The 23960-nt window shown below is 57.9% G+C and carries 17 protein-coding genes and 2 pseudogenes; 8 read left to right on the top strand and 11 right to left on the bottom strand.

Annotation, left to right across the window (positions count from 1 at the left end; genetic code table 11):
* Positions 1-128 precede the first annotated feature (128 nt).
* Positions 129-1638: pseudogene (gene tnpC, locus ABIB00_RS34880) on the top strand (IS66 family transposase).
* Positions 1639-2665: 1027 nt separating this feature from the next.
* Here tnpC and ABIB00_RS34885 read toward each other — a convergent pair.
* The 3 genes from ABIB00_RS34885 to ABIB00_RS34895 all read right to left on the bottom strand — a co-directional run bounded on the left by ABIB00_RS34885 (position 2666) and on the right by ABIB00_RS34895 (position 5476).
* Positions 2666-3100 (bottom strand): NAD(P)-binding domain-containing protein, encoded by a 435-nt coding sequence (locus ABIB00_RS34885; protein ID WP_354107477.1) that lies wholly within the window; start codon positions 3098-3100, stop codon positions 2666-2668.
* 94 nt (positions 3101-3194) lie between these two features.
* Complete coding sequence (locus ABIB00_RS34890; protein ID WP_354107478.1) at positions 3195-3878, bottom strand: HAD family hydrolase; 684 nt, start codon at positions 3876-3878, stop codon at positions 3195-3197.
* A complete protein-coding gene (locus tag ABIB00_RS34895) occupies positions 3875-5476 on the bottom strand; it encodes an amidophosphoribosyltransferase (protein ID WP_354107479.1) in 1602 nt (533 codons plus the stop codon). Before ABIB00_RS34895 ends, ABIB00_RS34890 begins: the two co-directional genes overlap by 4 nt.
* Before the next feature lie 804 nt (positions 5477-6280).
* Here ABIB00_RS34895 and ABIB00_RS34900 point away from each other — a divergent pair.
* Positions 6281-6814, top strand: a pseudogene (locus ABIB00_RS34900) (transposase); the annotation flags it as partial.
* Positions 6815-7182: 368 nt separating this feature from the next.
* Here ABIB00_RS34900 and ABIB00_RS34905 read toward each other — a convergent pair.
* The 8 genes from ABIB00_RS34905 to ABIB00_RS34940 all read right to left on the bottom strand — a co-directional run bounded on the left by ABIB00_RS34905 (position 7183) and on the right by ABIB00_RS34940 (position 18069).
* Entirely contained in the window at positions 7183-7920 is a 738-nt protein-coding gene (locus ABIB00_RS34905) for an outer membrane protein (RefSeq protein ID WP_354107480.1), read from the bottom strand.
* 1401 nt (positions 7921-9321) lie between these two features.
* A complete protein-coding gene (locus ABIB00_RS34910) occupies positions 9322-9666 on the bottom strand; it encodes a hypothetical protein (RefSeq protein ID WP_354107481.1) in 345 nt (114 codons plus the stop codon).
* Between the two features lie 416 nt (positions 9667-10082).
* A complete protein-coding gene (locus ABIB00_RS34915; protein ID WP_354107482.1) occupies positions 10083-10274 on the bottom strand; it encodes a hypothetical protein in 192 nt (63 codons plus the stop codon).
* 65 nt (positions 10275-10339) lie between these two features.
* On the bottom strand, positions 10340-10642 hold the full coding sequence (locus ABIB00_RS34920) for a hypothetical protein (RefSeq protein WP_354107483.1): 303 nt from the start codon (positions 10640-10642) through the stop codon (positions 10340-10342).
* Between the two features lie 306 nt (positions 10643-10948).
* A complete protein-coding gene (locus tag ABIB00_RS34925) occupies positions 10949-11977 on the bottom strand; it encodes an LLM class flavin-dependent oxidoreductase (RefSeq protein WP_354107484.1) in 1029 nt (342 codons plus the stop codon).
* Between the two features lie 213 nt (positions 11978-12190).
* Positions 12191-13270: a histidinol-phosphate transaminase gene (hisC, locus tag ABIB00_RS34930; protein WP_354107507.1), complete on the bottom strand. Its 1080-nt coding sequence runs from the start codon at positions 13268-13270 to the stop codon at positions 12191-12193.
* A 1349-nt stretch (positions 13271-14619) separates the two neighbouring features.
* Positions 14620-15339, bottom strand: coding sequence for a MerR family transcriptional regulator (locus ABIB00_RS34935; protein ID WP_354107485.1), 720 nt, complete (start codon positions 15337-15339; stop codon positions 14620-14622).
* Between the two features lie 1791 nt (positions 15340-17130).
* Entirely contained in the window at positions 17131-18069 is a 939-nt protein-coding gene (locus tag ABIB00_RS34940) for a LysR family transcriptional regulator (protein WP_354107486.1), read from the bottom strand.
* A 460-nt stretch (positions 18070-18529) separates the two neighbouring features.
* Here ABIB00_RS34940 and ABIB00_RS34945 point away from each other — a divergent pair, with 460 nt between their 5' ends.
* From ABIB00_RS34945 to nodU, 6 genes are read left to right on the top strand one after another with little or no spacing between them, the layout of a single operon-like run.
* Positions 18530-18934 carry a response regulator transcription factor gene (locus ABIB00_RS34945; protein ID WP_354107487.1) on the top strand — a complete coding sequence of 135 codons (405 nt, stop codon included), beginning with the start codon at positions 18530-18532 and terminating at the stop codon, positions 18932-18934.
* The gene (locus ABIB00_RS34950) at positions 18925-19557 is read left to right on the top strand and encodes a NodA family N-acyltransferase (protein ID WP_354107488.1); all 633 of its coding nucleotides are present in this window, start codon (positions 18925-18927) and stop codon (positions 19555-19557) included. The genes ABIB00_RS34945 and ABIB00_RS34950 overlap by 10 nt, the downstream gene beginning before the upstream one ends.
* Positions 19554-20213, top strand: coding sequence for a chitooligosaccharide deacetylase NodB (nodB, locus tag ABIB00_RS34955; RefSeq protein ID WP_354107489.1), 660 nt, complete (start codon positions 19554-19556; stop codon positions 20211-20213). The genes ABIB00_RS34950 and nodB overlap by 4 nt, the downstream gene beginning before the upstream one ends.
* A 14-nt stretch (positions 20214-20227) precedes the next feature.
* Positions 20228-21583, top strand: coding sequence for a chitooligosaccharide synthase NodC (nodC, locus tag ABIB00_RS34960; RefSeq protein WP_354107490.1), 1356 nt, complete (start codon positions 20228-20230; stop codon positions 21581-21583).
* 20 nt (positions 21584-21603) lie between these two features.
* Positions 21604-22233, top strand: coding sequence for a nodulation methyltransferase NodS (nodS, locus tag ABIB00_RS34965; protein WP_354107491.1), 630 nt, complete (start codon positions 21604-21606; stop codon positions 22231-22233).
* An 11-nt stretch (positions 22234-22244) separates the two neighbouring features.
* The gene (gene nodU / locus ABIB00_RS34970) at positions 22245-23957 is read left to right on the top strand and encodes a nodulation protein NodU (RefSeq protein WP_354107492.1); all 1713 of its coding nucleotides are present in this window, start codon (positions 22245-22247) and stop codon (positions 23955-23957) included.
* Positions 23958-23960: the final 3 nt, after the last annotated feature.

The following is a 23960-nucleotide window of genomic DNA, read 5'->3' on the forward strand; positions in this document are numbered from 1 at the left end:
GGCTGGATTGGAGGTTGGTCCGCCCGGAAGAAGCGCGGCGTCCCCAGGCGGCTGGATAACTGCGGCAGAATGACTCGGAAGCTATTTTGAATGTGGCACGCGCGGCGGCGATGTGCTCGAAGTAGCGCATGAGCATCGCGGCGCTGCGCGACGAAAATGAACAACTGAAAGCGCTTTTGGCGCAAACGCAGGCGGCCTTGAGCGAACATCAGGCGGCGCTGGCGACGTCGGAAGAGGCGCGGCGTCGGTTGGAGGTCATTCTCGGCGAATTGCGACGCGAGAAGTTCGGCGCGACGTCCGAGAAGCTGCGGCCAGATCAGTATCACTTGCCGCTGGAAGACGTGGAGATCGCGCAAGGCATCCTGGACGCGGCGCAGGAGAGAGCCGAGGCTGTGATCAAGGGCCGATCGCGGAGCGCGCCGGATCAAGGTTCTCATCGCAATCGCGGCTGCCTGCCTGCCCATTTGCCGCGGGTGGAACGGATCATCGAGCCTGCGAGTACGCTTTGCCCGTGCGGTTGCGGCCCCAAAATACATCTGTCGCCGCTGCTCCGGCCCCGTCGTGCAGGCGCACGCACCGGAGCACGTCGTGCCCGGCGGGCTGCCGACCGAAGCGGCCATCGCGCATGTGATCGTCTCCAAATTTGGCGACCATACGCCATTTTACCGTCAGGCCGAGATCTATGCGCGCCAGGGCATCCGGCTTGATCGGGCGACACTGGGCAACTGGTCCGGCCGCGCCTGCTTCCATCTTCAGCCCATCGCGGAACACATGCGCCACCACCTGGCCATGGCGGATCGGCTGTTCATGGACGAGACCAAGGCGCCGGTACTCGATCCGGGGCGCGGCCAAACGAAGAAAGGCTACTTCTGGGCGATTGCCTCAGACGACCGCGGCCACAGCGGCCCAAGTCCGCCGATCGTGCTGTTCCGATATGCCCCCAGTCGCAGCGGTGCCTTCGCTGAGCAGTTCCTGGATGGCTTTGGCGGACGCTTCCTGCAATGCGATGCCTATGACGGTTATGATCGACTGACCGAAGTCGCTCGACTGCAAGGGCCTTGGACGCTCGTGCATTGCTGGAGCCACTTGCGCCGACGCTTCGTCAAATTGGCCCGCAATAGCAAATCGCCGATCGCCGAGGCCGCCATTCGGCACATCGCACAGCTTTACGCCATCGAAGCCATGGTCCGCGGTGCATCGCCGGACATCCGGCTCGCCGCACGAAAGGAGCATTCGTTGGCTCTCGTCGCCGCTTTGAAAATGTGGTTCGAGAAGCAGCTGTCGATGATCTCCAGCGGTTCGACGCTCGCCGAGGACATCCGCTACGCGCTCAATCACTGGCAAGATCTGACCCGCTTCCTCGAAGACGGGCGCCTCGAGCTCGACACGAACCCGGTCGAGAACGCCATCCGGCCAGTCTGCCTGACCAGAAAAAATGCGCTCTTCGCCGGTCATGAGGTCGGAGCCGAAAACTGGGCCTTGCTCGCCTCGATCGTCGCCACCTGCAAGCTCAACGACGTCAACCCGGCCGCCTACATCGCCGAAACACTCGAGTCGATCATCGACGGCCATCCCCATAGCCGCATCGAAGACCTCATGCCGTGGCGATTCCGCAAAACGTCAAGCCAGCCTCAATAGGGTTGCGGCTAAGCGCTTACGAGGAATTTCGCGGCGCGGGTTTTACGTCTTCAAGACCGCGGCCCGTCTGGAAGGATCTCGACGTAGGAAATGGGTGTTGAGTCGCACTGCGTGAGGTTGCAGATTGAGGAACTCAGACGGCGAAGTCCCGTATCGGCCAGTACTAGGAAAATTAGGCGCGCACCCTCGTTTAGGCCCCATCCTCAAGAGCTAGTTCTGAATGAAGAACATCGCCGAATGGGCTTCACACCTACCATAGCCACCTCGCTCCTAAAAGGTTTGCGGTATGTTGAGGAGGGTCTGATGCTCAGCTCCTTGAGCATCCGGCTAAATATGTTCGCAATGCCCGCCTCAACCTCATAGGCCAGGACACGTTCGCGGCGCCATTCCGCAGATGCGTCGTCAGAAGGTATGCAACCGCTTTGTGGCCGGTGACGTCTTCAAAGAGCTTGAAAAGCGGGAACGACAGCCGAGCCTGCGTGCTCAAAACAGCAGCCCGGCTCGAGCATCGCTTCCAAGTCCGCTGAGCACAAATGCATCTAGCCGATGCTTTGGCCATCAGTGTGAAGGCGCCGTTGGAGACCAGGAAGACATGGACCATAGAGGTGTGTTTTGGGTGCATCCGCCACCAATTCTGCCATGATTCGTCATCCCTTGAGGAAAGCGCGAGATGAGGCAAGGTGAATTCACCTTTGGCTTCGGTTGGACAGGTTCGGAACTTTTGCGCGGCGGCAGGCAGAACTGGCACCTTCAACGCTGTTTCGTATGCTAATCGCACGCCGCAGTGAACATCCATTTTGGCGTTTCTGATCGATATTGCCAAAACATCCGGCTTTTCGTCCAGCAAAAAGGCTGCAAAGTTTTGGAATATCCCGCTATTGGTCGCGCCGCGACTGACCAAGGAGCGTAAGGTTGCAACGTCGACGTCAATGGCATCGGCAAGCTAGCAAGCTTCTCGGCTACCAGCGCCGCCATGCCCATCGTCATGCTATTATTGACAAGTGTGAGCTTATGGCCCTGCCCAATATCACCCACATGGACGATGTTCTCGCAAATGCGGTAAGAACGCGAGCCGCGATAGGAAACGTGTTCTGATCCGATCCAACGATGGCGTTGAGGCGCCCTGCTCTGCTTGTTCAGGGGGGCGTGTTACGGGGCATCTATGAAGTGCAATGCATGCTTTTTGGCCTGTTCGGCTAAAGTGAGGGTGGAAGCAGGATAGGACGTGGTGTATCAAACTCTGTCGGGGCAAATTTGCAAATAGCCCATCTTGCCCAAGGCAGACTTCCTCGACCTCGCAACTTGCTGGCAGTGATAAAACGACGGCACTTACATGCCGGGCCAATTCAGAAACTGCGGTGTGCTCATGAGCACCCAAGCCAGTCAAGCGTTCCGCGCCAACATGGGTTCTGTTGACTTTGACATGCAATTCAGTGCCATGACGCAAAAGGACTGATTCCAATGCCTGTTCATGCGCCTTGCGCCGATTAGGCCGATTCGTTGTCTGACTTTCCCAGCCGTTGCAGTTGACGGAGTTTCAGTCATGCTCTGCGTCGTTATGAGTTTTGAAAAAGGCCACGCTCCTGCAGAATGGGCAGCAGCTTATGATGGTCCTCGATAAGATAATCCGGCTGCGCCGCTCGCAGACGCGTCTCGGAAACAAATCCGCCCGTAATGGCTATGCTGATCAAGCCAAGTTCGCGTGCAATATCCGTTTCGACAGGCATGTCCCCGACGATGAACGTTGAGCTGGGGTTCAGATTGTATGCTCGCATATACAGACGAAGCCGCTCTCCTTTGCTTATGCCTTTATATTGAGTAGCGCGGCTTTCAAAAGCCAGAACCTCCGAGACACAATCTTCGATTCCATGTCTTCGTAATTGGGTAATAAGGGGATCGACTATATGGTTACTGACAATAATGCTGGAAACCTCTTGTTGACGTGCCGTTTCCAAAATGCAACGCGCGCCTTCGCGCAGATCGGCTTTGCTCGCCAGCGGTTCGTAAGTGTCGTGAAAAATAGCGCTGTCATGGCTATCGACCGTTTCGATTTCACTCTCAGACATTCCTAGATTGCGGAAAAAAACCGTAAGTGGAACATCGAAATGATCCCGAAAAGTTTGCATGTCGATGGCAACCCGGCCGAAGCGGCCCAAAATGGTGTTCGTCGTTTGTAGCAGGGCGTCGGCGTCGTCGAGGAGAGTGCCGTTCCAATCGAATACAAGAGCAGGTTTCATCATGGCCTCATGCTGCAGACGTTTTCGTTGAGGTGAGATCGGCTATCAATCTGTTCGAAGTCTCGTCTGCGCGGTTTTGCCCCGCCAGGGGTCGGCATCTCGAACGTAAGCGCAGAAAGATCGATTCCCTCATGTCGCCGCGGCAGCATGGAAGGCAGATCTTCAAAGGGCACATACGCGCCGGTAGCAGCGTTGATCGATAGAGCAATTTTGCGTTCGATCACCCGGATCGTTTGCGGCGCGATCCTATGAAAGCGCAGGCTATGTTGCCGCGTTTCGGGTGCCAGGCGTTTCCATATTTTCCAGAACGCTAGCTCATCTATCGTCTCGATACCCCTGCCGTAGTAATTTGGTGCAACGATAGGCGGCGAACCGATTGCCCAATGCACAGCCTTTGCCCGAGCGGCAAGAAGCATCTCCGTCACTGCGCGGCTTGTATCGCCATGAATAAGAGCTTCGTCGCCTACGACGATGATTCTATCCGTGACGTCGTTCGTTGCGACGCGGTGCTTTTGCCAGATGAGCGATTTGCGCTCGCCAAGAGACCCGATAAGTGTGCGCCGAGAACGGTTTACTGCGATCACCTGGTGCCGTTGGACGAGCGCACGTTGCTGCTTGGCCAGCGTTGCAAATAGACCGTCGGCATACGGTGTCCCGGTGCGCGGAATGGAAGAAACGATTATGGTACCGGAGCTTGTTTCGACCGCTAATCGCGGCCAGACAATTCGGCCCGAGGTCATGCCTATATCATGACCAGTTGATAGATGAGATTGCGATTGCACCAACGACCTAGCATTTCCCAGATAAAGCGTCTCGTAGGCACAAAGCTTGGGACTGTGTCGAGCCTGGCCCACAAAGTGCTCAAGGCAGTCTCCCGTTCTGCCGTTCACATGCTTGATGTGACTTGGCCGAATTTTGCCGACTCGGCCTTGTAGCCCAGAGAAAGCACTGTTTTGTGAGGCAAAAAGTAGAAAACCATCTTCGGTTTGCATGAATTCCAAAGGCCGCAAACCCCCGCGATTGCGGAAGGCGGTCAGATTTCCTAGGCCATCCAACAAGAGTGCACTGACGGCTCCGTCAACACCCTTGTCAATGTCTTGGAAGACCTTTTCGTAGTTAACCGGCAGACCGTGCTGCCAATAATCTCTTTGACAAATGCTCTCGATAAGCTTGAGCAAGAGCTCCGCATCGGTTTTTCCGCTGATGGAATGACCTTCAGCGTGCAGTTCTTTCCTAAGTTCATCAGCGTTGACCAGAGCCCCGTTCAAACAAGCCGTCAAACGACGGCAGGAGGTTTTATGATTGTCAAAGGGCTGGAAGTCGGCGTCACTCCTCTCTCTGTGAGAGGGAGTGCGAACGTGTGCTATAGCTACATGCGGTCTGAAATCCGCGTCCTGCTCAGCAAAATCAACACCTGCTAGTGTGCCTGCTGGCTGGCATGACTTTGTATGTTGAAACCGTTCTTCATGCATAAACGCGGCAACGCCGAACCCCTCCTGTCCACGGTTTTCAAGCTTCGGCAGCATGTGCTTGAGCTCATCGTAAACCGTCCTTAGTGAGCGGCTTGAAGGCAACAGAAATGCGCCTGCAACACCGGACATGCTATCTCTCCTTGGCCGACGATTATGGATGTCGCCCGTTGCCTGTTGTTGTTTTCCACCCTGTCCGGTTGCAGACATCCAATGTCTGGAACCGACACCGAGCGGAGGTAATCCGTCGGCTCGCGCGAAGCACATGGTTTTGCGCCTCAGCAAGCAAGGCTCGTACCAAGTCCTCTTTCGCGGGCAGGAGGCTTCGCCGAGATTGGCAATCGAAGTGTGTGATTCAAAACAGCCGCCCTGATCCGGCTGCCCGACTTCCGAGAGTGCGGCCGCCAAAACTCAGCTTTGCTGGGCACGGTGCCTGATGGGCGCTATCCCGCGGTGCTTGCCTAGCAGCCGCAGCAAAGAGCGTTACGCGACTGTTGCCGCGACGGGAAGGTCTTTGTCCAATCCTCAAGCGGCCAGTCCCAACCGTAACGCTGGAGAACGAAGACGTTCAGTGAACTGGACGCCCCACCGAGGACCATCGGGCCCTGTTTGCTGACTGAATTCGTGCGCGCTCCGATCTCCTTGATGTCACGGAGCGAACAGCGCTGTCCGCCGTTGTTGCGGCTTGAAGGAGTAGACGCTCCGTGACGGCATCGATGCGCAAACTGAAGGCTATTGAAGCGTCACATAAATGAGGGCGTTTGTGAACGAAGCTCGCGCGATCGGGCTAAACTTCACTGAACGTAGTTTCAGGCACATGGCGCAGACGCGAGCGAGGTCGGCAAGGGGACTGGATCATGTTTTGACGTCTCTAGCAGTCTGCTGAAGAACCCCCTCGCCACGGAGGCGGCTTGATGATTCACTTTATCATCTCGAATCGCCGGGCGCGGCAGGTTTACGGATCAGGGCGGCCTGTTTTCGTACATCGCACCGGATAAGCGTGTGCCAGCGAACCATCCGCTGCGGAAGGTCCGGGAACTTGTCTGGGATGTTTTGAGTGATTTGAACTGCAGCCTTGGAAGGCTCTACGCCAGCGAGGGGCGTCCTTCGATCCCGCCGGAGCAATTGCTGAGCGCCTTGCTGCTGCAGGTATTCTACAGCATTCGGTCGGAACGCCAGTTGATGGAGCAACTGGACTACAATCTCTTGTACCGCTGGTTCGTGGGACTGTCGCCGGACGATCCGGTGTGGGACCCGACCACCTTCACCAAGAACCGGGAGCGGCTGCAGAACGGCGATGTGTTCACGAAGTTCATGACCAGGCTTCTGAACCATTCGCAGGTCAAACCACTATTGTCGGACGAGCATTGTTCGGTGGACGGAACGCTGATCGAAGCCTGGGCTTCGCAGAAGAGTTTTCGTCCCAAGGACGGCAGCGGCGACGATGATGATGGCGCCAACTTCCACCGCTAGAAGCGCAAGAACGACACCCATGCGAGTACCAGTGACGTGGACTGGCCATGACGGCAGGCCATTCGGCGCATGGATGACCCGCGTGGGATGACGCTGATCTTCGCAAGCGTGCTTGGTTGTGGATGCCGCCACTCGACCAATATGGAAGCGGTTTTTGGGCTTGGATTGCGACAGCCTAGTCGCCTGGGTTAACGGTATTGCTTGATGCAGCAAGACGAGCTCCTCCTGCGTGAATGGTCCAAGGCCAACGGCATCAACCCGCCGCTGAAGTCACGTGACGACCTGCCGCACGGCACCAACCCGCCCTTGCAAAAAACAAGCCCCGGCCAGGGCCGGGGCTTTCGATCCGCCGTTCGTACTGCTGATCAATATTTCAGAAGAAAGGGGCCGCCGAACTTATAGTTGATCCGTGCAGTCACAAGATCGAAATCCTGGCGGATGCGATCGATTCCGCCTGCGGGCGCGGGGAAGTGCACCGTTGCGGGCTGCATGAATAGGTGGTCGTACTCGAGGCTGACCGACCAGCTCGGTGCGAAGCCGTATTCGATGCCGGCTCCCAAAGCGCCCCCCCGAAGAACGTGCTGCCTGCTCCCAAGCTGCGCGCCGGTGAGGGTCGAGCTAATCTGATACGTGTTGCTCGTCACTGCGGCACCGCCTTTGGCGTAAAGCAGTACGTTGTCGAAGGCATAACCTATCTGCCCCGTTACCAGGCCGAACGCATCAATCTTGCTCTGGTTGTTATCCGCAAACGCGACGTTGTCATTCGACCCAATCAAATCAGCCCAGTTCCCCTGGCCTTCAACACCAAGCACGATCTGGCCGATCTGCCCTCGATAGCCGATCTGGCCACCCACGGTACCGCCGGTCGCATCATGGCAGCCCTCAGGCGTGCCGCCATTGAAGTCCCAGCAATTCGCGCTTGAGCCCAAGCCGCCGTTCAAGCCGACGTAGTAGCCGCTCCAGTCGTAGATCGTAGCCGCAACAGGCTGCGGAGCTCTGGCATAGAGAGGCTGGAAGGGCTGCGCAGCCAGATCCGCGCCGAATGCGGGCGCCACCGCGCCGAGTGCCACAATGCTTGCAGTCGCAAGCAACAAGTTCTTCATTTCTGCTCTCACGTCTTGAGTGCCCCGAGCCTCGCGCGTCTTAACAACATTCGCACGAATAGCTGTAGCTGCACGGCAACATTTGGGCCGAAAGGAATGCTTGAACCGAACCCTGCGTCAGGTTGCGGCGTTGCGGATCACGCCTAGCAATGCTCTTTCGCGTGCGAATTAGATTGCGGAGGCGACGGCGAAAAGCGTGCTGCTGATCTCACCGGATGAAGCGCACCGCAACCCAAATGACGTTCAGCCACACCGCAACCGAAAAGAGCAAAGCGCTTTGCAACGTCCTTGCTCTTATCCTGTGACGCCATCGAAGGAGCTGCGATGAGCAACCGGTGAAGCGCCGACCCCGTACAACAGCTATCACTTCATCGTAATCTGCGAACCCGAAGTGAGAGCGACGCTTCCGAATGTACGCCAGCCGCTCAGTGGGTGAGAGGCACTGCGCCCACACCTCCCACGCCTCATCATCAAAACACGCGCTATTCTCAAGGACCTTGGCGAGGCGCTCGTCAGGTTTCATGATGCATCCGCGGTACTGACTATCGGCGATCGAGTTCTAGGAGGGGAGCATAACCTTCGAAACCTCTCAGTTTAGGTAGGCGAGTTCAGGGATCTGAATTTGGCCAGGAAACATTTGTCACCGTCAATGCGGCGCTGATCCTGCGCGAGATGAAATTCGAAGTGGTGCGGTGGCTCTGGATCACCCTTCTGGCCCAGTGCAGATCGCCACGGGCATTGAAGCGGCGTAGATGCCGCAGGAGAGTGAAAGGTGCTCTTGTCGATGCTGTCGCAATCGTGCTCGCCGTCGCATTCAGTTCAAGCGCTGGCTCGCGTGCCAGACATATCTTCTCCGCAGTGTGCACCAGCGCTGATTAGATTTCGGTCCGGCAATGGCTTCCGCGCATGCTAAGATCACACAAAGATACGTTGAAAGTCCAGGGCCGGTTGCGAATACATGGCCGATCCGATCATCCGTGAACGGCCGGCTCGCAGTCTTCACCGTCTGTGTCTAGGGTCAAATCGGCCAGCAGTCACACGTTGCACCGCGCTGTTGGGACTGGCTGCACGCGAGCACGCGTGTGCCCTACACGCCGCCTCCCGATTCTGTGCTCGACGAACTGACGGCGCTCGGCCTTCGCCCTCTTGTGGCAGATCGGCAATTGCCTTGCTTGAGCAAGGCCGAATGCCGCATTAGGAACCACGGTGTGCGGGAACTCGGAGCGGCGGCGGAGCAGAACTGCCGGAAGCCTTGGCTTGCGAGAGACCTCAGGCACGCCGCCAGCGCGCGCGGGTCCCTCGTTGAAGCAGGGCACGATGACATCCACGCAGGGCAAAGCACCGTTGTCGGCCGGGTCGTACGGCGGCAGTGAGGCGCCGATCGCTGGAGCGGGTCATGCATCAAGGCATCTTGGGATGAGCGCTGCAGATGCCGACCTCGTTAAAAGGATCCTGAGGGCGCCGCGGTTCGCTGGTCATGAACATTTTCATTGCAAAGTCGAGCGACCTGTATGCTCGATCGCGGCCCGCCTGCGGCAAATCAGGAGTTGCGTCGATCGCAGCGCGCGCGTCGCTCATAATCTTATCTTTTGCGGAAAGAAGCTTTGCATCTAACATTACATGAAGCGTCTCTCGAATTTCAGGTGCGATCGCGCTATCGCCATCGATCAATTCTCGAAATTTCCAAAACATACGCTCGACTGCTACCGTCGACCCGAGGACTGACATCAGTCTTGGTGACATCATTGGCTATCTCCTTCTCCGGCCAAAATCTGGGACTATCCCAGCGAAATTAGACCTGTCCGCGTTTGGCACCGGCGCGCGAGGCGACCCTGAACAGCCGAATGACTGGGATGCATGTCCGTTGCTACGCCCTAGCGGGCGTGAGACGGACGTTCAAGATGTGCTCAGCGGAACTCGCAAGTGTGCGATTTGCGAGCACGGCATTTATTTTTCTGTGCTCCAAGCCGTAACCCGGTCGCGTGCGGTGGCTCACGTGCAAAACTGACATGGAGGGTGTGCGCCGCTTTCCCTTTGCCACAATACATGCAGCGGCATCGGAGTTGGACGTCTGCCACGCGTCCGTTCTTTTTCGCTTTCTCACCCGGTTCGCTCTGTTGACGAGGCCGAATCGACTGAGTGATCCCGGTTACGAAGGTGGGTCATCCGATATCCAGGTGCTCGGGGCGCCCACGCATTTTGTGATTGCCTGGGTGCATCGACATCGAGCCTCCCAATCCGGCGATGGTGTGTTGGTCGTGCGCCACGTTGACCTGGATCATCTCTTGATTCTCCATTGGTCGTCCGGTCGAGCTCAGAAAGAGCAGCATCTGAAACGCGCAGATCATTTCCATGTGCTGGATTCCGTATCTCGGATTGGTTCATTTCGGCTATCATAACTGTCCTCGCCACTGCACGGCTATGCTGTGCAAACCGTGCATTTCACCCACCAGCGGCCACCGCGCTTCTCCGCGCGCAGCTTGCCGCGGCGGATCCGAGAGAGCACGCCTTCGGGGCTTATGTGGTTCATCGCTGCGAATCGCTGAACAGTGAGGTAGTCCTCATGCAGAGGTGGAGGGGTGCTAATTCCGTGCGCAGCCAGCAGAATGCGCAGCGAAGCCAGCTCCGCCAGCACGATCTCGAGCTTACGCGCGATCTCCTCTATCTGGTCGGAGCGCTGCCGGGACCGCGTCACGACAGGCGCGCCCGTGCGATAAGCCACATCTTCGATTCGTGTGGAGTGCGATCGACGAAGTGGCGCGCCAAAGCGGGATGAGCGTGAGCCAACTCACCTGGCCAAGCGAACCACTGCGCGGCCAATGTCAACGCACGCAAAATGGGAGACAGGGCATTTATTGCCGTTGAGACTACGGTTTGGTGATGTAGTCGAAAGGGTCTCATGCGCGTAAGAGCCACTTGAGCCACAAGAGCGGCCTGACAAATGCATCCGGCTGCGGGTGCTCATGGGCCTCGGTGTTGCCATTTATTGCCTGGTCAAAGGGGAATTTATTGGGTCGCAGGCTCACCGTCAGTGCTCTGCCGCTATGAGTTCGGAGTGAATCGCAGTTGCTGTGTTGAGGCAGGCATCCAGTGACAGAGATCCAAAGGCGAGCTGACAAAGGAGATAGTTGGCGCCTGCCTCTTCCACGTGATCGAGAAGAGTTTGGCGCACCGAAGCGCGCGTTCCGACAACGCACAGTTCACTCTCAATTGCGGCATCCAAGGTTAGGGGCAGGTTGGATGGAGGCGGGATGTCATTGAGGTCGTACAGGAACTTAAAGCTCTTGAGCCAGGTTTCGTAGGCTGGCGCGGCGAGGGACCGGGCGGCTGCTTCAGAGCTGGCAATTACGACCATGCGCAGCAATGCGAGAAATGGTGCTGAACCGTTGGCGTCATGCTTGGCGTTTCGATGAGCGCGATATTGATCTGTTACCTTGCGAACGGCAGAAGAGGGCCCCATGCACGCCAGATTAGCGCCATTCGCCGCCGCCCAATGCGCGGACTCTGGCCGATTTGTAGCAATCCATGTCGGGGGACAAGGACTCTGATGAGGCGAAAGCGTCAAAGGAACGTCGCTCAGCACAAAATGTTGCCCCTGGTATGAGAGTGGGCCGCCATTCATCGCGTTAGCGAAGATTTGGGAAGCTTCCTCGTAACGGCTTGAGGCAACATCGGCTCCAACCCCAAAATAACTCAGTTCGATCGGTAGGGAGCCGCGACCAAGACCGACCTCGACCCTACCGCTGCTCAGGTGATCCAACATGCAGATCTCCTCGAATGCCCGCAACGGGTGGTAGAGGTTGAGGAGCATGACCAATGGACCAACGCGAAGTCGCCGTGTGCGTTGTATGACGCTTGACAGAAACAAGTTCGGCGATGGACCGCGTCCATGCGGGGTGCAATGATGCTCCGCCAAATGATAGGCATAGAAACCGAGCCGGTCGTAGGCCTCCGCCAGCGCGAGGCGGTCCCCGTATTGCCGGGCGATATCGGGGCCGTCCTCGTCAAGATGATCAAAGATGCCGCAGGTCAGGTTTGAGGGAAGAACGTTTCTCACTCAGTTATCTCCTATACAGAGGACCGGAGTCCGCCCGGCTTTGGGGTGCAAGAGGCGCTCGCTGGCACTGCGGTGCATATGCTGCGAAGCCGTTCTCAACAGCTCGTAATGCGCCGACCGAACAAAAATTGAATCTGGCTGCGTCCCGAAGCTGCATCATGTGTGGGTCCGGATCGATTATGAACGGGGATCTGTGACCTGAGTGGAAGGGGGTCACTCGCCACCGCGTCCCACTTTCTTAAGAATGCTGCCGACAGCCGCAAGGAACGAATCCATCTGACGCTTTGTACCGATGCTAACGCGAATGCACTCTTGCAGGCCGGCATCCGGAAAGAAGGCAACGAGGACGCTCTGGTCTTGCAACGCCGCCTGCCACCATCTGCCACACTGGCCTACCGGCACACGGGCGAGGAGGAAGTTCGCGTGGGAAGGCGTTACGGAGAACCCAAATTCTGAGAGGGCGGCCGCTACGCGCTGACGCTCAAACCTGACGTGGCGATGGTTCTCCTCGTAGGCGTCGCGATGCGCAAGGACGCTCATGCCTACGGCATGAGCGACCACATTCATGTTGAAAACATTCTGGATGTTGCGAAGCCGCCCAATCAGCTCGGGATGGCCGAAACCGAAGCCGACGCGAATGCCTGCGGCGGAATGACTCTTGGAAAGCGTGCGCAGGACCAGAAGATTCGAATGGCGCTCAATGAGGCGTAGGCCGTCCTCAGGTGCGAAATCGACATAAGCTTCGTCCAATACGATCAATCGGTCAGACCGTATAACGAGGCGCTCGATCTCAGCGACCGGAACAAAGGTTCCGGTCGGATTGTTCGGATTGGCCAGCAAAATGAACTTGGCATCTTTAGCCGGACCGAAAAGCAGCTCGTCCATCGGCAAGCAGTCGGGTTCAGACCAGGGAATTTCAATGAACCGGGCCCCTTGCAACATGGCAAGCTTGCGATTGAATGAGAAGCCGGGCGACATCATTGCGATGCCGTCGCCCGGGGCAAGAAAGGCTCTGTAAATGAGACTGAGGAGTTCAGACGATCCATTGCCAGCCATCACGCGATCAGTGGCAATCCCGTAGGCCGCTGCGGCCGCTTGCCTCAAGCTGATATTGTCGTCTTCTGGATAGCGGTATTGCACCTCAAGAGCTGCAATTGCGCTTCGCATCACGATGGCTGGCAAAGGAAATGGGTTCTCATTCGTATTCAGTTTCACGCAAGTATTGTCGGGGGTGGGCCGCCCGGACGGCAGAGCATCCAATTCGCGAGCCACCGGCGAGAGCGAGGAAAGCATATTTTGCAGTTTTGCATCCAATTTGATGTTCTCCCTTTTGTCGACGAGAGCAGTTGGCGGCCTTCATCGAGCCTACGTGATGCGCGCGCTGTGTTCGGAGCCGGGAAGCGCGAGGCGTGCATGAAAGTGAGGGTGGGGTGCCATAGGCGGGCTCAGATCTAAGCGCCGCACCGGATCAGAGTCCGGCTCAAAGTCCGGCAGCGATCAGTGCGGATCAGGAGGGCGCATGGCGTTATCCCAGCGAATACCTGTTTCACGAGGGGAGGGAACGCCACGTCCACTCGGCCGAACAGCGCTGCTAACGTGGCTTGAACTCGCGTAATCCGCAGACAGACTGCGCACCCCTGACATGTTGCCACAAGCTACGTTCCTTCTAAAGAGGTCCTGGCAGCTCACTCCCGAGAGCGAGGTGCGCATCAGTGTCACTAGGTGGAAAAAGCCACCGATGTTCGTCGGCCGTACGATTGTGGAAGTGATGCTCACTCCAGTGGTACCAGACGAATGGGAACGTACTCTTCGGGCGGCCGCTCGGGCGCGCACGACAGCCGTGATAGCATTGGCGCGAGGGCGAGAAATGCCGCGACTGCGGCGACTGCGACGCACGTGACCAGCGCGTAATCGCCAGGCCGACGATGGTTCATCATTCAACGCTCCGTGCGGTGTTGGTGCGGGCGCTCAGGTCTGCGCGACCCTTCGACGGTATTGTCGCGCCAGCGGTTAACGACGAAACCAGGAGGGGCATTGTCTCCCTTGAAGTCGAATCGAACCGTTGCAATGGCCCTTTCGACTGAGCCCGAGGTTCGGCCGCAGCGACCCGCCTGGCATCGAAGGTGCCCGCCCGTCTGACCGAGCCTGCCCATGCTTGAACTGCGGCATAAGCGTAGCGTGCAACCTGCGGCAGATTCGCTTGGACCCTTGAGCTTGGCGACAGCGGCTGCCCCTGCAGCATTCTTCGTCGAGTCCGGCATGAAGGTAAAGAGCGTGCCGTTTGCGGAGTCGCCGGCAATGGCCACAGACGATCATTCACCGACTTGTTCTCGCCCAGCGCTCTCACCGGGAAACTTCCGAAAGTGATGCAGATCATTGGAGTCTCCATCGGCCTAGCCGGCGCTCTGTCCGTCGCCGCCGCCGCTGCGTCGATGCTTTTAGAGGTACAATTAGACGCTACGTAGGAATCAAGTACTTCGTAGCGTGCTCGTCGAGGTTGGCAGGGCGAAAGTCCAAGAGTGCCGACAACGCACATTCGCAGGCGAATTGCTACGGGCCAACGATCCTCAGTCAGACAAGGATCAGCATCAGCTCATTGAGTTAGAGACATTCGAGCAACCGCGTCCGAGCAGCCGGGTGCGTCAACTCTTTCCGAGCTGGTTCTCCAGCGCGGCGAGGGCGAGATCCAGGTATCGCATGAGGCTCGCATCCCAGCCGGCGAGATTGTGTGGTTCGGTCAATCGCGTCAGCACCTTCAGTATCATCGAGACGGTCGAGTCAACTCCTGCGATCTCAGTCAGCAGCAAACGGGCCTGACGCGCGACCGCATTTGGTCGCTCACTGCATGGCGGCTCCCCCCGATCCATGCAGCTTCGTAGCTCGTCCCGAATCTTCCGCCACCGATCTTCGCGGCTAGCGTTAGAGGCGCACGTGCAGATGGCCGAGGGGGTACGCTCCTCAATCCGCGACATTGCATCTAACGTGGCTGGCAACTCGCCTACACTAACTTCTGTCTCACCTTGCGTCGTCATATTGCGCAATCGATCCCGTAATAGTGTCGCCCGCGCGACGTAACCTTCAATTCGCTCCAGATGGTTGCGCAATAGATCCGTGAGAGACGTCCGTCCCTCGATGGCTTTGCGGATCTCAGGAAGCGAGAAGCCGAGCTCACGTAGCGCCCGTATCTGAGAGACGCGTTGTAGGCTTTCACGATCGTACATGCGGTGACCGCCACCGGTACGTTCCGCGACCGTCAACAACCCGGTATGTTCGTAATGATGCAGAGTGCGTACCGTTACGCCGGTCGCCTCAGCAAGTTCTCCAATGCGCCATCGGCGCCGTCGTGGTGTGGCGTTTGTCATGGTCCTCAATTTGCAACCTACAACCTGACGTCACGTGAGAATCAAGCGATTTCAATGATCTAGATGATGGTCTCTTGCTGCGAACCCCAGAAGCACTGAGCGCATGCTGTTGATCAACCAGCCGAGACAAGTGCAAGCATCAAGTTCACCAGCGACGCCAATTCGTCCCTCGCTGCGCGTTGCATCACAAGTCTGGCGATCGCCGCGCGATTCTCGCTGGTTCGCATGCATGTCGGTAAAGACGCGATTGCTCGATCGAAAAGGTTTCCCAAGCTCGCGAGATCCTCGGGATCGTAGACTCCGCTCGGCTTCTCCAAGAGTAAGCTCCTTTGATTGCCACACCTTCGCTGCACGTGACGAAGCCGTTTGGCTGTGGTGGGGCAAAAAGGAGACGGAGCGGCGACGTGCGCGAAAGAATGTGACAGGTGCGTTCGTGTGGTGCCGTTGTGCAACACGGCCTTTGCTTCCCGTTTGTCCAACACTGCTCTAACCGAAACTGTGCAATTTCTGCTGGACGCCGCCCCAGCAGTGGCCATCTGCTATCTGATCGCCACGCGAAGCGAAAGCAGGTACATGCAGCCCGCTTGCTCTTGCGACACAGCTTCGCGAATCGCGGCCCGGACACGGTACTGATCTGATCAGATGGGCCTCTTTTGGTCGCAATCCTTGCTGTGATCTATCGTTGAGCCGAGCGTTGATTGATCAATCATCGCAGATTAGTCCTACCACCACATCGTGGCGTGGCCCCCCGCTCGGCGCCTAACAGCGTCTTCGACACGCTGCTAGTCCTGTTGAGATAGCTTTGTGGGCGCGAAGGCGTTGTTCGCGCGTGGCAACATCGGTTTTGGAATGCCAAAGATGATGGCTGCTCTTCAACGGCGCAAGTCTGCGACGCAAAGCGCCGGATAAGGCGCGCCGCAAAACCATTCCCGGCATGTATCTCAACGCAGGCGCCTGCTCGCGCGGCTGGCGAAACGCTACTCGCGATTGAGGACCAAGCCCCGAAGGATCGCTCCAGTATCCGTTGAACGTGGAGGCGCTCAAAACGGCTCAACGGGCCCCGGCGCCGCGCGGCCACGCCTGGGAAAACAAGGAGGTGCCATAGCTCCTACAGCAATAGCTCGCATATCACACGTGAGCCGGATCAGTGTTGCGCAGCGCCGCGCAGCTGTCGCGGGTAATGGCTTGCTCGTTCGGAAGCTCACTCAGTTTCATTCTCGAACAGTATCGCTTTGGTGTGCGAGCGCTGGACATAGATGCTTTGGATAAGAAAGGCAAATCATGTTACCGCACCGAAGTAGCTCTTCGGGGTCACCGGTAAGAGGCCGTAACTCGGGACAAACGGCGCGGCATCCCGCGCGCCACCCGCCACGACACTTTCGAAAATAACACGATTGTCGCGAGATCCGAAAGGATGTCCCACGGTCCGGTGTGGCTGGATTGACCATGTCGCCCGAAATGATCAAGAGCTGCAGGTGGAGCAGGGCTTGGCGAATGGGAGCGGCGAGCGCTTCCGTGCGCCGTACATTGGCACAGTTGCCGTCCTTTCATCATAAACACTCATCCTCCACGTACGCGCGCAGCGGAACAATTTCGCGAGCTCATGGCGAGTGGATCCAGGTTGATCCTGGCGCGATGGTCACGGCAGCGCGGGATCCATAGCGCCGCCGGCGCGATCAAACTACGCTCAAGCGCGCCAATGTCGACAGGCCGAACACCAGCGAGGACCGGAGCTTCGAGCCTGGCGTAGATCTGGTTAACGAAGAGTAGGTCGCAAACGGCCGAACAATCCTAGAAGTGACATTGGTTGGTCTCGGACGGAGAGATCATCATGGATGCCTGTTGCAAGAACATGTCGCGCATCCAAATGCTTGCAGGATCAGTATTATGAATGGCCGGCCATTGGACGGCCTCGGTGAATGTGAGAAGTCGCAGCGGAGGTTCGATGACCCGCAGGGGCATCGTGTTTGCGAAATGGCTGACCAGTCTTGAGGGCATGCTCGCGATACGGTTGGTGCCCAATAACATAGGCGGAATCATACCAAAACCTTGCACAGCCACCTCGGTGCGTATCTTGAAACCATGCTCGAGCAAGAGCCATTCGTGGAAGGAGGGCCTCAGGGAGCGCCCGAACTGGGCTTCCACGTGTCCGATCGACGTGTACATCTCGAACGTAAGTCGCGGAGCCAGCTGCTTGTTCATGGGGCAGCCCACGCAAACGAAAGTGTCCTCGAACAGCGCCGCCTTGGGATGCGCGCTCGACATGAACATCTCCGGATACACCAGAAAATCGACTTCACCGCGCCGGAGAAGTTCATCGGGTTCGTCTACGGGCGGCAGCAACTCGAAATTGATTGTCGGAGCTTCCCGCGCGACGCGGTCCACAATTCGTCGAAGAAACACGACAGTCATGAAGTCGGACAGGATAATCCTGAATCGCCGATTCGATTGAGACGGAGTGAAGCCGTCCGGAGAAATGATGGAGAGCTGAATGTGAGCGAGAGCCTCGCGAATCGGGAGTGCGAGCGCTTGAGCCCGCGGCGTTGGGACAAGCTTCCGGCCCCTCATCGTGAATAGCTCATCGCGAAAGTAAGTGCGAAGCCGCGCGACGGCAGCACTCATGGCAGGTTGACTGAGGTTGATGCTTCTCGCCGCCGCAGTGAGATTGCCTTGCGTTACCAGGGCGTCGAACGCGACGAGGAGATTCAGATCGAGGCCCTTGAAACGCATGATCTTGAGTGATCCACGGTATGAATGTGTACGATCGATACAATCGATTTTACCATTTGTACCGAATGAGGATAGCAAAGGATAGTTTCGCGAGAAGTCAGAACTATCAGAATGGTTACAAATCGTAGCGCGTCTCAACCCAGCGCCAGGGATCGATCAAGACATCTGGACCGTGCCGTCGCAGCTTCGCGCCTGTTGCGCAAGTCATATCTCGGCGAGCTAGCACGGTGGGGATCCGCAAATGTGCGTGGGCGTATAGGACGAGAAAACCTTCGTATGGCTTCGCCAACCCATTCTATACCGGCCGTGTACCGCCGTAGAATTGAGCGAACGCTCAAGCGCGCCGTATGTTTGCCTCCAGTCGGACCCCTTCGGTTGCGGGTACCAAACGTGTTTTGGTCGCATCCGATTGCGTCCTTGCTGCGGAGAAAGCGTGCGGAACATGCAAGCGAAGGCGTCCTTGGCGAATCTGATGCGAGTTGCGCACACGCTCGACGTCGTATCCATTGTGAATGCACATCGGTCAGTGCGTGAAGCTCTGACAGATGTGGTGTTTTCCGCGGGCTACGTACCCGAACCCTTCGAGAGCGCAGACGAGTTCTTGAAATCGGGCCGCCGTTTGATCACGTCGTGCTTGATCGCGGACATGCAGTCGAGCGCGATGAGTGGCTTTGAGCTTTTCCATCATCTGGCTGGATCCGGAGGCGTGATTCCCACCGTTCTGCTCACAGACAACTCCGAAGACGATATGAGTCGACCCCTGCAAGCTGGAGTCCAGTTCTTGAGCAAGCCTTTCGAGCGCAGCGAACTGTTGGCCTGCGTCAGGAGCCAGATAATGAACAGGAATTACTCTCTATGGAAATGATCGCGCCCGGATCCACACGAGGTGTTTCGGTGCGCCCTCCAGTTCGTTGGAGGCTGTGCTGGGAGAATGAGCTTCAACTTGCTGACCATATTGAATTGTCCGACTTCTTCCGGAAGACCTATGGTCCGACCGGGGCATTCAATGCAAAACCCTTTGAAGGTCATCGAAGCTGGGCCGGCGCAAGGCCTGAGATTCGGGCGATCGGCTACGATGATCGTGGTGTTGCGATTCACATCGGCGCACTTCGGCGCTTCATAAAAGTGGGTCAGGTCGATCTGCTTGTGGCTGAACTCGGATTGTACGGGGTGCGCCCGGACCTCGAGGGGCTCGGCATCAGCCACTCCATCCGCGCGATGTATCCCGTGTTGCGAGATCTTGGGGTGCCGTTCGGCTTTGGCACGGTCCGATCCGCCCTGCAGAAACATATTACCAGGCTGCTCGGGCGACAAGGATTGGCGACTGTTCTGCCAGGGCTCCGTGTCCGGTCCGCTCGTCCGGATATCTATCTCACTGTGCCTCCGACGCGCGTGGAGGAGGTGGTCGGCCTCGTTCTGCCGATTGCGAGGCCAATGAGCGAATGGCCGGCCGGTGAGATGATTGAACGGAACGGGCCAGAACTGTGACGTCTGCAGACAACGAGACTGAAGCGCGGAGCGACTACGCCGACTCCGGCGGAGAGCGCTGTGTCTATCTGACGTTTGATGATGGTCCCAACCCGCATTGCACGCCGGCTATCCTGGATGTGCTGGCGCAGCATCGGGCCCCCGCCACTTTCTGCGTGATTGGTGCATATGCAGCGAGCCAGCCGGAGCTGATCCAGCGCATCATTGCAGAAGGGCACGAACTCGCAAACCACACAATGACGCACCCGGATTTATCCAAATGCATGCCGGATGAGGTGGAATACGAGATCCTAACGACGAACAAGGTCATCGGAATGGCCTGCCCCCGAGCTTCTGTGCGGCTCATGCGTGCGCCTTATGGGAGTTGGACCAAGGAGGCCCTCGCCGCGTCGGCGAAGGCCGAACTGGCAGCCCTGCACTGGTCAGTAGACCCGCAAGACTGGTCTCGTCCTGGCGGCGAGGCGATTGTTGCCGCGGTGCTGGGCTCGGTCCGGCCGGGGGCAATCGTGCTCCTGCACGACGGGTGCCCTCCCGACGAGTTGAAACGCTGCCCTCGCTCTAGTCGGCGCGACCAGACTGTGACGGCGCTCGCCCAGCTCATTCCAGCACTGCATGACCTTGGATTTGCAATCCGGTCGCTTCCTCAAACTCACTGAATAGATCAATTCCCATGACCCTGCTTGCCACCATCAGCACCGCTGCTGTTGCATCCTACGCGTTGCTCTCCAGCGTCCATAAGAGCGCGCAGGCGCTTTATGCGCTGCGAACCGACGCCTCATTGACCTCGTACGACCTTGTCGACACCGCAGCTCTGCCCAGCGTGGATGTCATCGTGCCCTGCTTCAACGAAGATCCGCGGACGCTGGCGGCCTGCCTGAAATCTCTCGCAAGCCAGGATTACCCAGGGCGATTGCAGGTCTATGTGGTCGATGACGGCTCTGCAAATGTCGCTGCAGTGGCCCCGGTCCATGGGAGCTACGCATATGACCCGAGGTTCACCGTCATTCTGCTGCCAAGCAACGTTGGAAAGCGCAAGGCGCAGATCGCAGCGATACGCCGGTCGTTCGGCGATCTCGTGCTCAACGTCGATTCCGACACGGAAATCGCCAGCGACGTGGTCAGCAAGCTCGTACGTAAGATGCAAGATCCTGCCGTCGGAGCAGCCATGGGGCAATTGGTGGCCAGCAATCGCAACGACAGCTGGCTAACCCGATTGATCGACATGGAGTACTGGTTGGCTTGCAACGAGGAGCGCGCGGCGCAGACGCGCTTTGGCGCCGTCATGTGCTGCTGCGGGCCGTGTGCCATGTACCGTCGCTCCGCGCTGCTCTTGGTGCTCGACCAGTACGAGACGCAGTTCTTCCGGGGAAAGCCGAGCGACTTCGGTGAGGACCGCCATCTGACGATCCTCATGCTCAAGGCAGGGTTTCGAACCGAGTACGTTCCGGATGCCATCGCCGCCACGGTGGTCCCGGACAGGCTCTTGCCGTATCTGCGGCAACAGCTCCGCTGGGCGCGGAGCACCTACCGCGACACGCTGCTCGGTTTGCACCTGTTGCCCGGCCTGGACCGGTACCTTACGCTCGACGTGCTCGGACAGAACCTGGGGCCGCTGCTGCTCGCCATCTCATCGATTGCCGCGCTCGCTCTCGCGCTCACCGGCACCGTGCCCTGGTGGACCGGTCTGACAATTGTCGCGATGACCATGATTCGGTGCAGCGTAGCGGCCCTTCGTGCCGGCGAGCTTCGATTTATCGGCTTCTCGCTGCACACCCCGATTAACATCTTCCTCCTGCTCCCGATGAAAGTCTATGCGCTCTGTACCTTGAGCAACAGCGACTGGCTATCGCGCAAAGTAGCGCAATCGTCTGACGTCGATGGATCGAATGCCTCGATCGAAGACGTGACAACTGGATCAAGTCTTCACCAGGCATCGGAAACGCCCGGCTCAATTCGCGGGGCAGGTCTTTCACGCGCTCCCTCACAGCTGATCGCGTCTGATGGCATTGCGGCCGAGGCTGACTGACAGCTTTGTAGGGGTTTCACATGAGCATGGACAAGACATATCAATCGCTGCAACGGGAGCTGGTTGACGATGACCCGTGGCGGCTTGACAGCAATCCGTTCGAGCGTGAGCGTCACACCCAATTGCTACGGCTATCGCTGTCGAACGGTGCCGTCTCAACCGGCCTCGAGATCGGGTGCGCGGCCGGTGCATTCACAGAGAAACTTGCTCCTCACTGCAAACGGCTCACGGTCATCGATGTTATGCCGCGAGCGATCGGTCGAGCAGTCCAGCGGACCAAGAGATGGTCGCATATCAGCTGGGCGGCGACCGATATTCTGCAGTTCTCGACCGAAGAGCTGTTCGATCTGATCGTGGTCGCCGAAGTGCTCTACTATCTCGAAGACATGACACGGATGCGTACGGCAACCGACAAGATGGTGAAGATGCTTGCTCCAGGTGGGCATTTGGTCTTCGGATCTGCACGCGATGCCACCTGCAGGCGATGGGGGCATGTCGCTGGCGCCGAGACAGTCATCGCGATGTTGACTGAAGCGCTCATTGAGGTCGAACGCGTGCAGTGCCAGGGGCAGTCGACTGACGAAGACTGCTTGTTGGTCCGCTTTCACAATCCGGAGCGATCTTCGATCCCTCCCAACGGCCGAGCTTGAAAGGAGCCACTATGCGTATCTGCGGTATCAAACTGACGCATGACGGGGCAGTCGCTCTGATCGAGGACGGCCGGGTGGTGTTTTGTGTCGAACAGGAGAAGCTGAACAACAATCCGCGTTATCAAACCATCGACAACCTGGATGCCGTTGTTAGCACCTTGGCGGAGCACGGGCTGGATCCGAGCGATGTTGATCAGTTCGTCATTGATGGCTGGGATGGAGAGTTGGAGTCGCAGTTTGAAGTTCTTAGTGGGACGACGACCGTCAAGCTCAAGGGCGCGCCGTATGTCGAACGGCAAGGCGATAGCCCCCTGGCGTCCCGCGATCGGATCGGCCTCATGCTTGATGGGAAGCTATATCCCTATCAAAGCTATCCCCATGTCACGGGGCACGTAGCATCCGCATACTGCGCCAGCTCGTTTGCCAAATCCGCACAATCTGCGTTTTGCTTGGTGTGGGACGGCTGCATGTTTCCACGCCTCTACTATGTCGAGCCCCACGGCATTCGGTTCATCGAGTGCCTGTTTCCGATGATAGGTCACGCCTATGCGACGGCAGGACACCACTTTGGACCTTACAGGCGGACAGACCGGACCAGCTGGGATCTCGGTATTGCCGGCAAGCTGATGGCCTATATCGCGCTGGGATCGCCCGACGAGGACTGTATTAAGACGTTTCTTGAACTTTATGAGGCGCACTTTGCCACGGATGCTGAGGGCGCTTGTCCTGAGCTTGAAGAGATCAACAGCTCACAATCGCCACTTGAAGCTCTGCACGACTTCTTCGATGCGTGCACAATGCGACTGAAGGAAAAACAAGCCGAAGACGTCCTTGCATCATTTCACGTCTTTCTAGAGCGTCTGCTGGTTCGCACCATTGCTGACGTGGTGGAGCGGCATTCGGATCTTGCGGGGGCGCGTAACCTCTGCATAGCCGGCGGCTGCGGCCTGAATATTAAGTGGAATAGTGCATTTCGTGCGACTGGCCTGTTCGATGTCGTGTGGGTGCCGCCCTTTCCGAACGACAGCGGCTCAGCCATTGGTGCTGCTTGCTCTGCACTGGCGGCACAGCAAGGCTTTAGAGCTCTGGAATGGTCGGTCTACAGTGGACCGGCCGTTCGTCCCGGCGAAGTCCCGCCCGAATGGGAGGGCGCGCCCTGCACTATGGGCGAACTTGCGGCAATCCTCGCTTGCGACAAGCCCGTGGTCTTCCTTGCGGGGCGTGCCGAGCTTGGACCACGAGCCTTGGGTGGCAGAAGCATTCTCGCGGCTGCTAGCTGGGAAGGAATGAAGGATCATCTCAACGACATCAAACTTCGTGAGCATTTCAGGCCGGTAGCGCCGATATGCCTGGAGGATCGTGCGGCGGAGATTTTTAGCCCTGGAATACCCGATCCGTACATGCTGTTCGATCACCAGACGCGACCGGAATGGCGGGACAAAATTCCCGCCGTCGTGCATCTCGATGGATCTGCTCGTTTACAGACCATTTCCAGAACCTCTCAGCATAAAGTGGCCGAGCTTCTCGTTGAGTACGAGAAGCTCACAGCCATTCCGCTGCTTTGCAATACCAGCGCCAATCTGCATGGACGCGGCTTTTTCCCGGATGCTGCCGCTGCGTGCCAGTGGGGACGCGTCGATCACGTATGGTGTGACGGCCTGCTTTGGACAAAAAAGCGCGCGAGCGAGGAAGCGGCGCGAACAACTTCCGTTGCGATGGCGTAAGCA

Source organism: Bradyrhizobium sp. LB14.3, assembly GCF_040547985.1.
Lineage (GTDB): Bacteria > Pseudomonadota > Alphaproteobacteria > Rhizobiales > Xanthobacteraceae > Bradyrhizobium.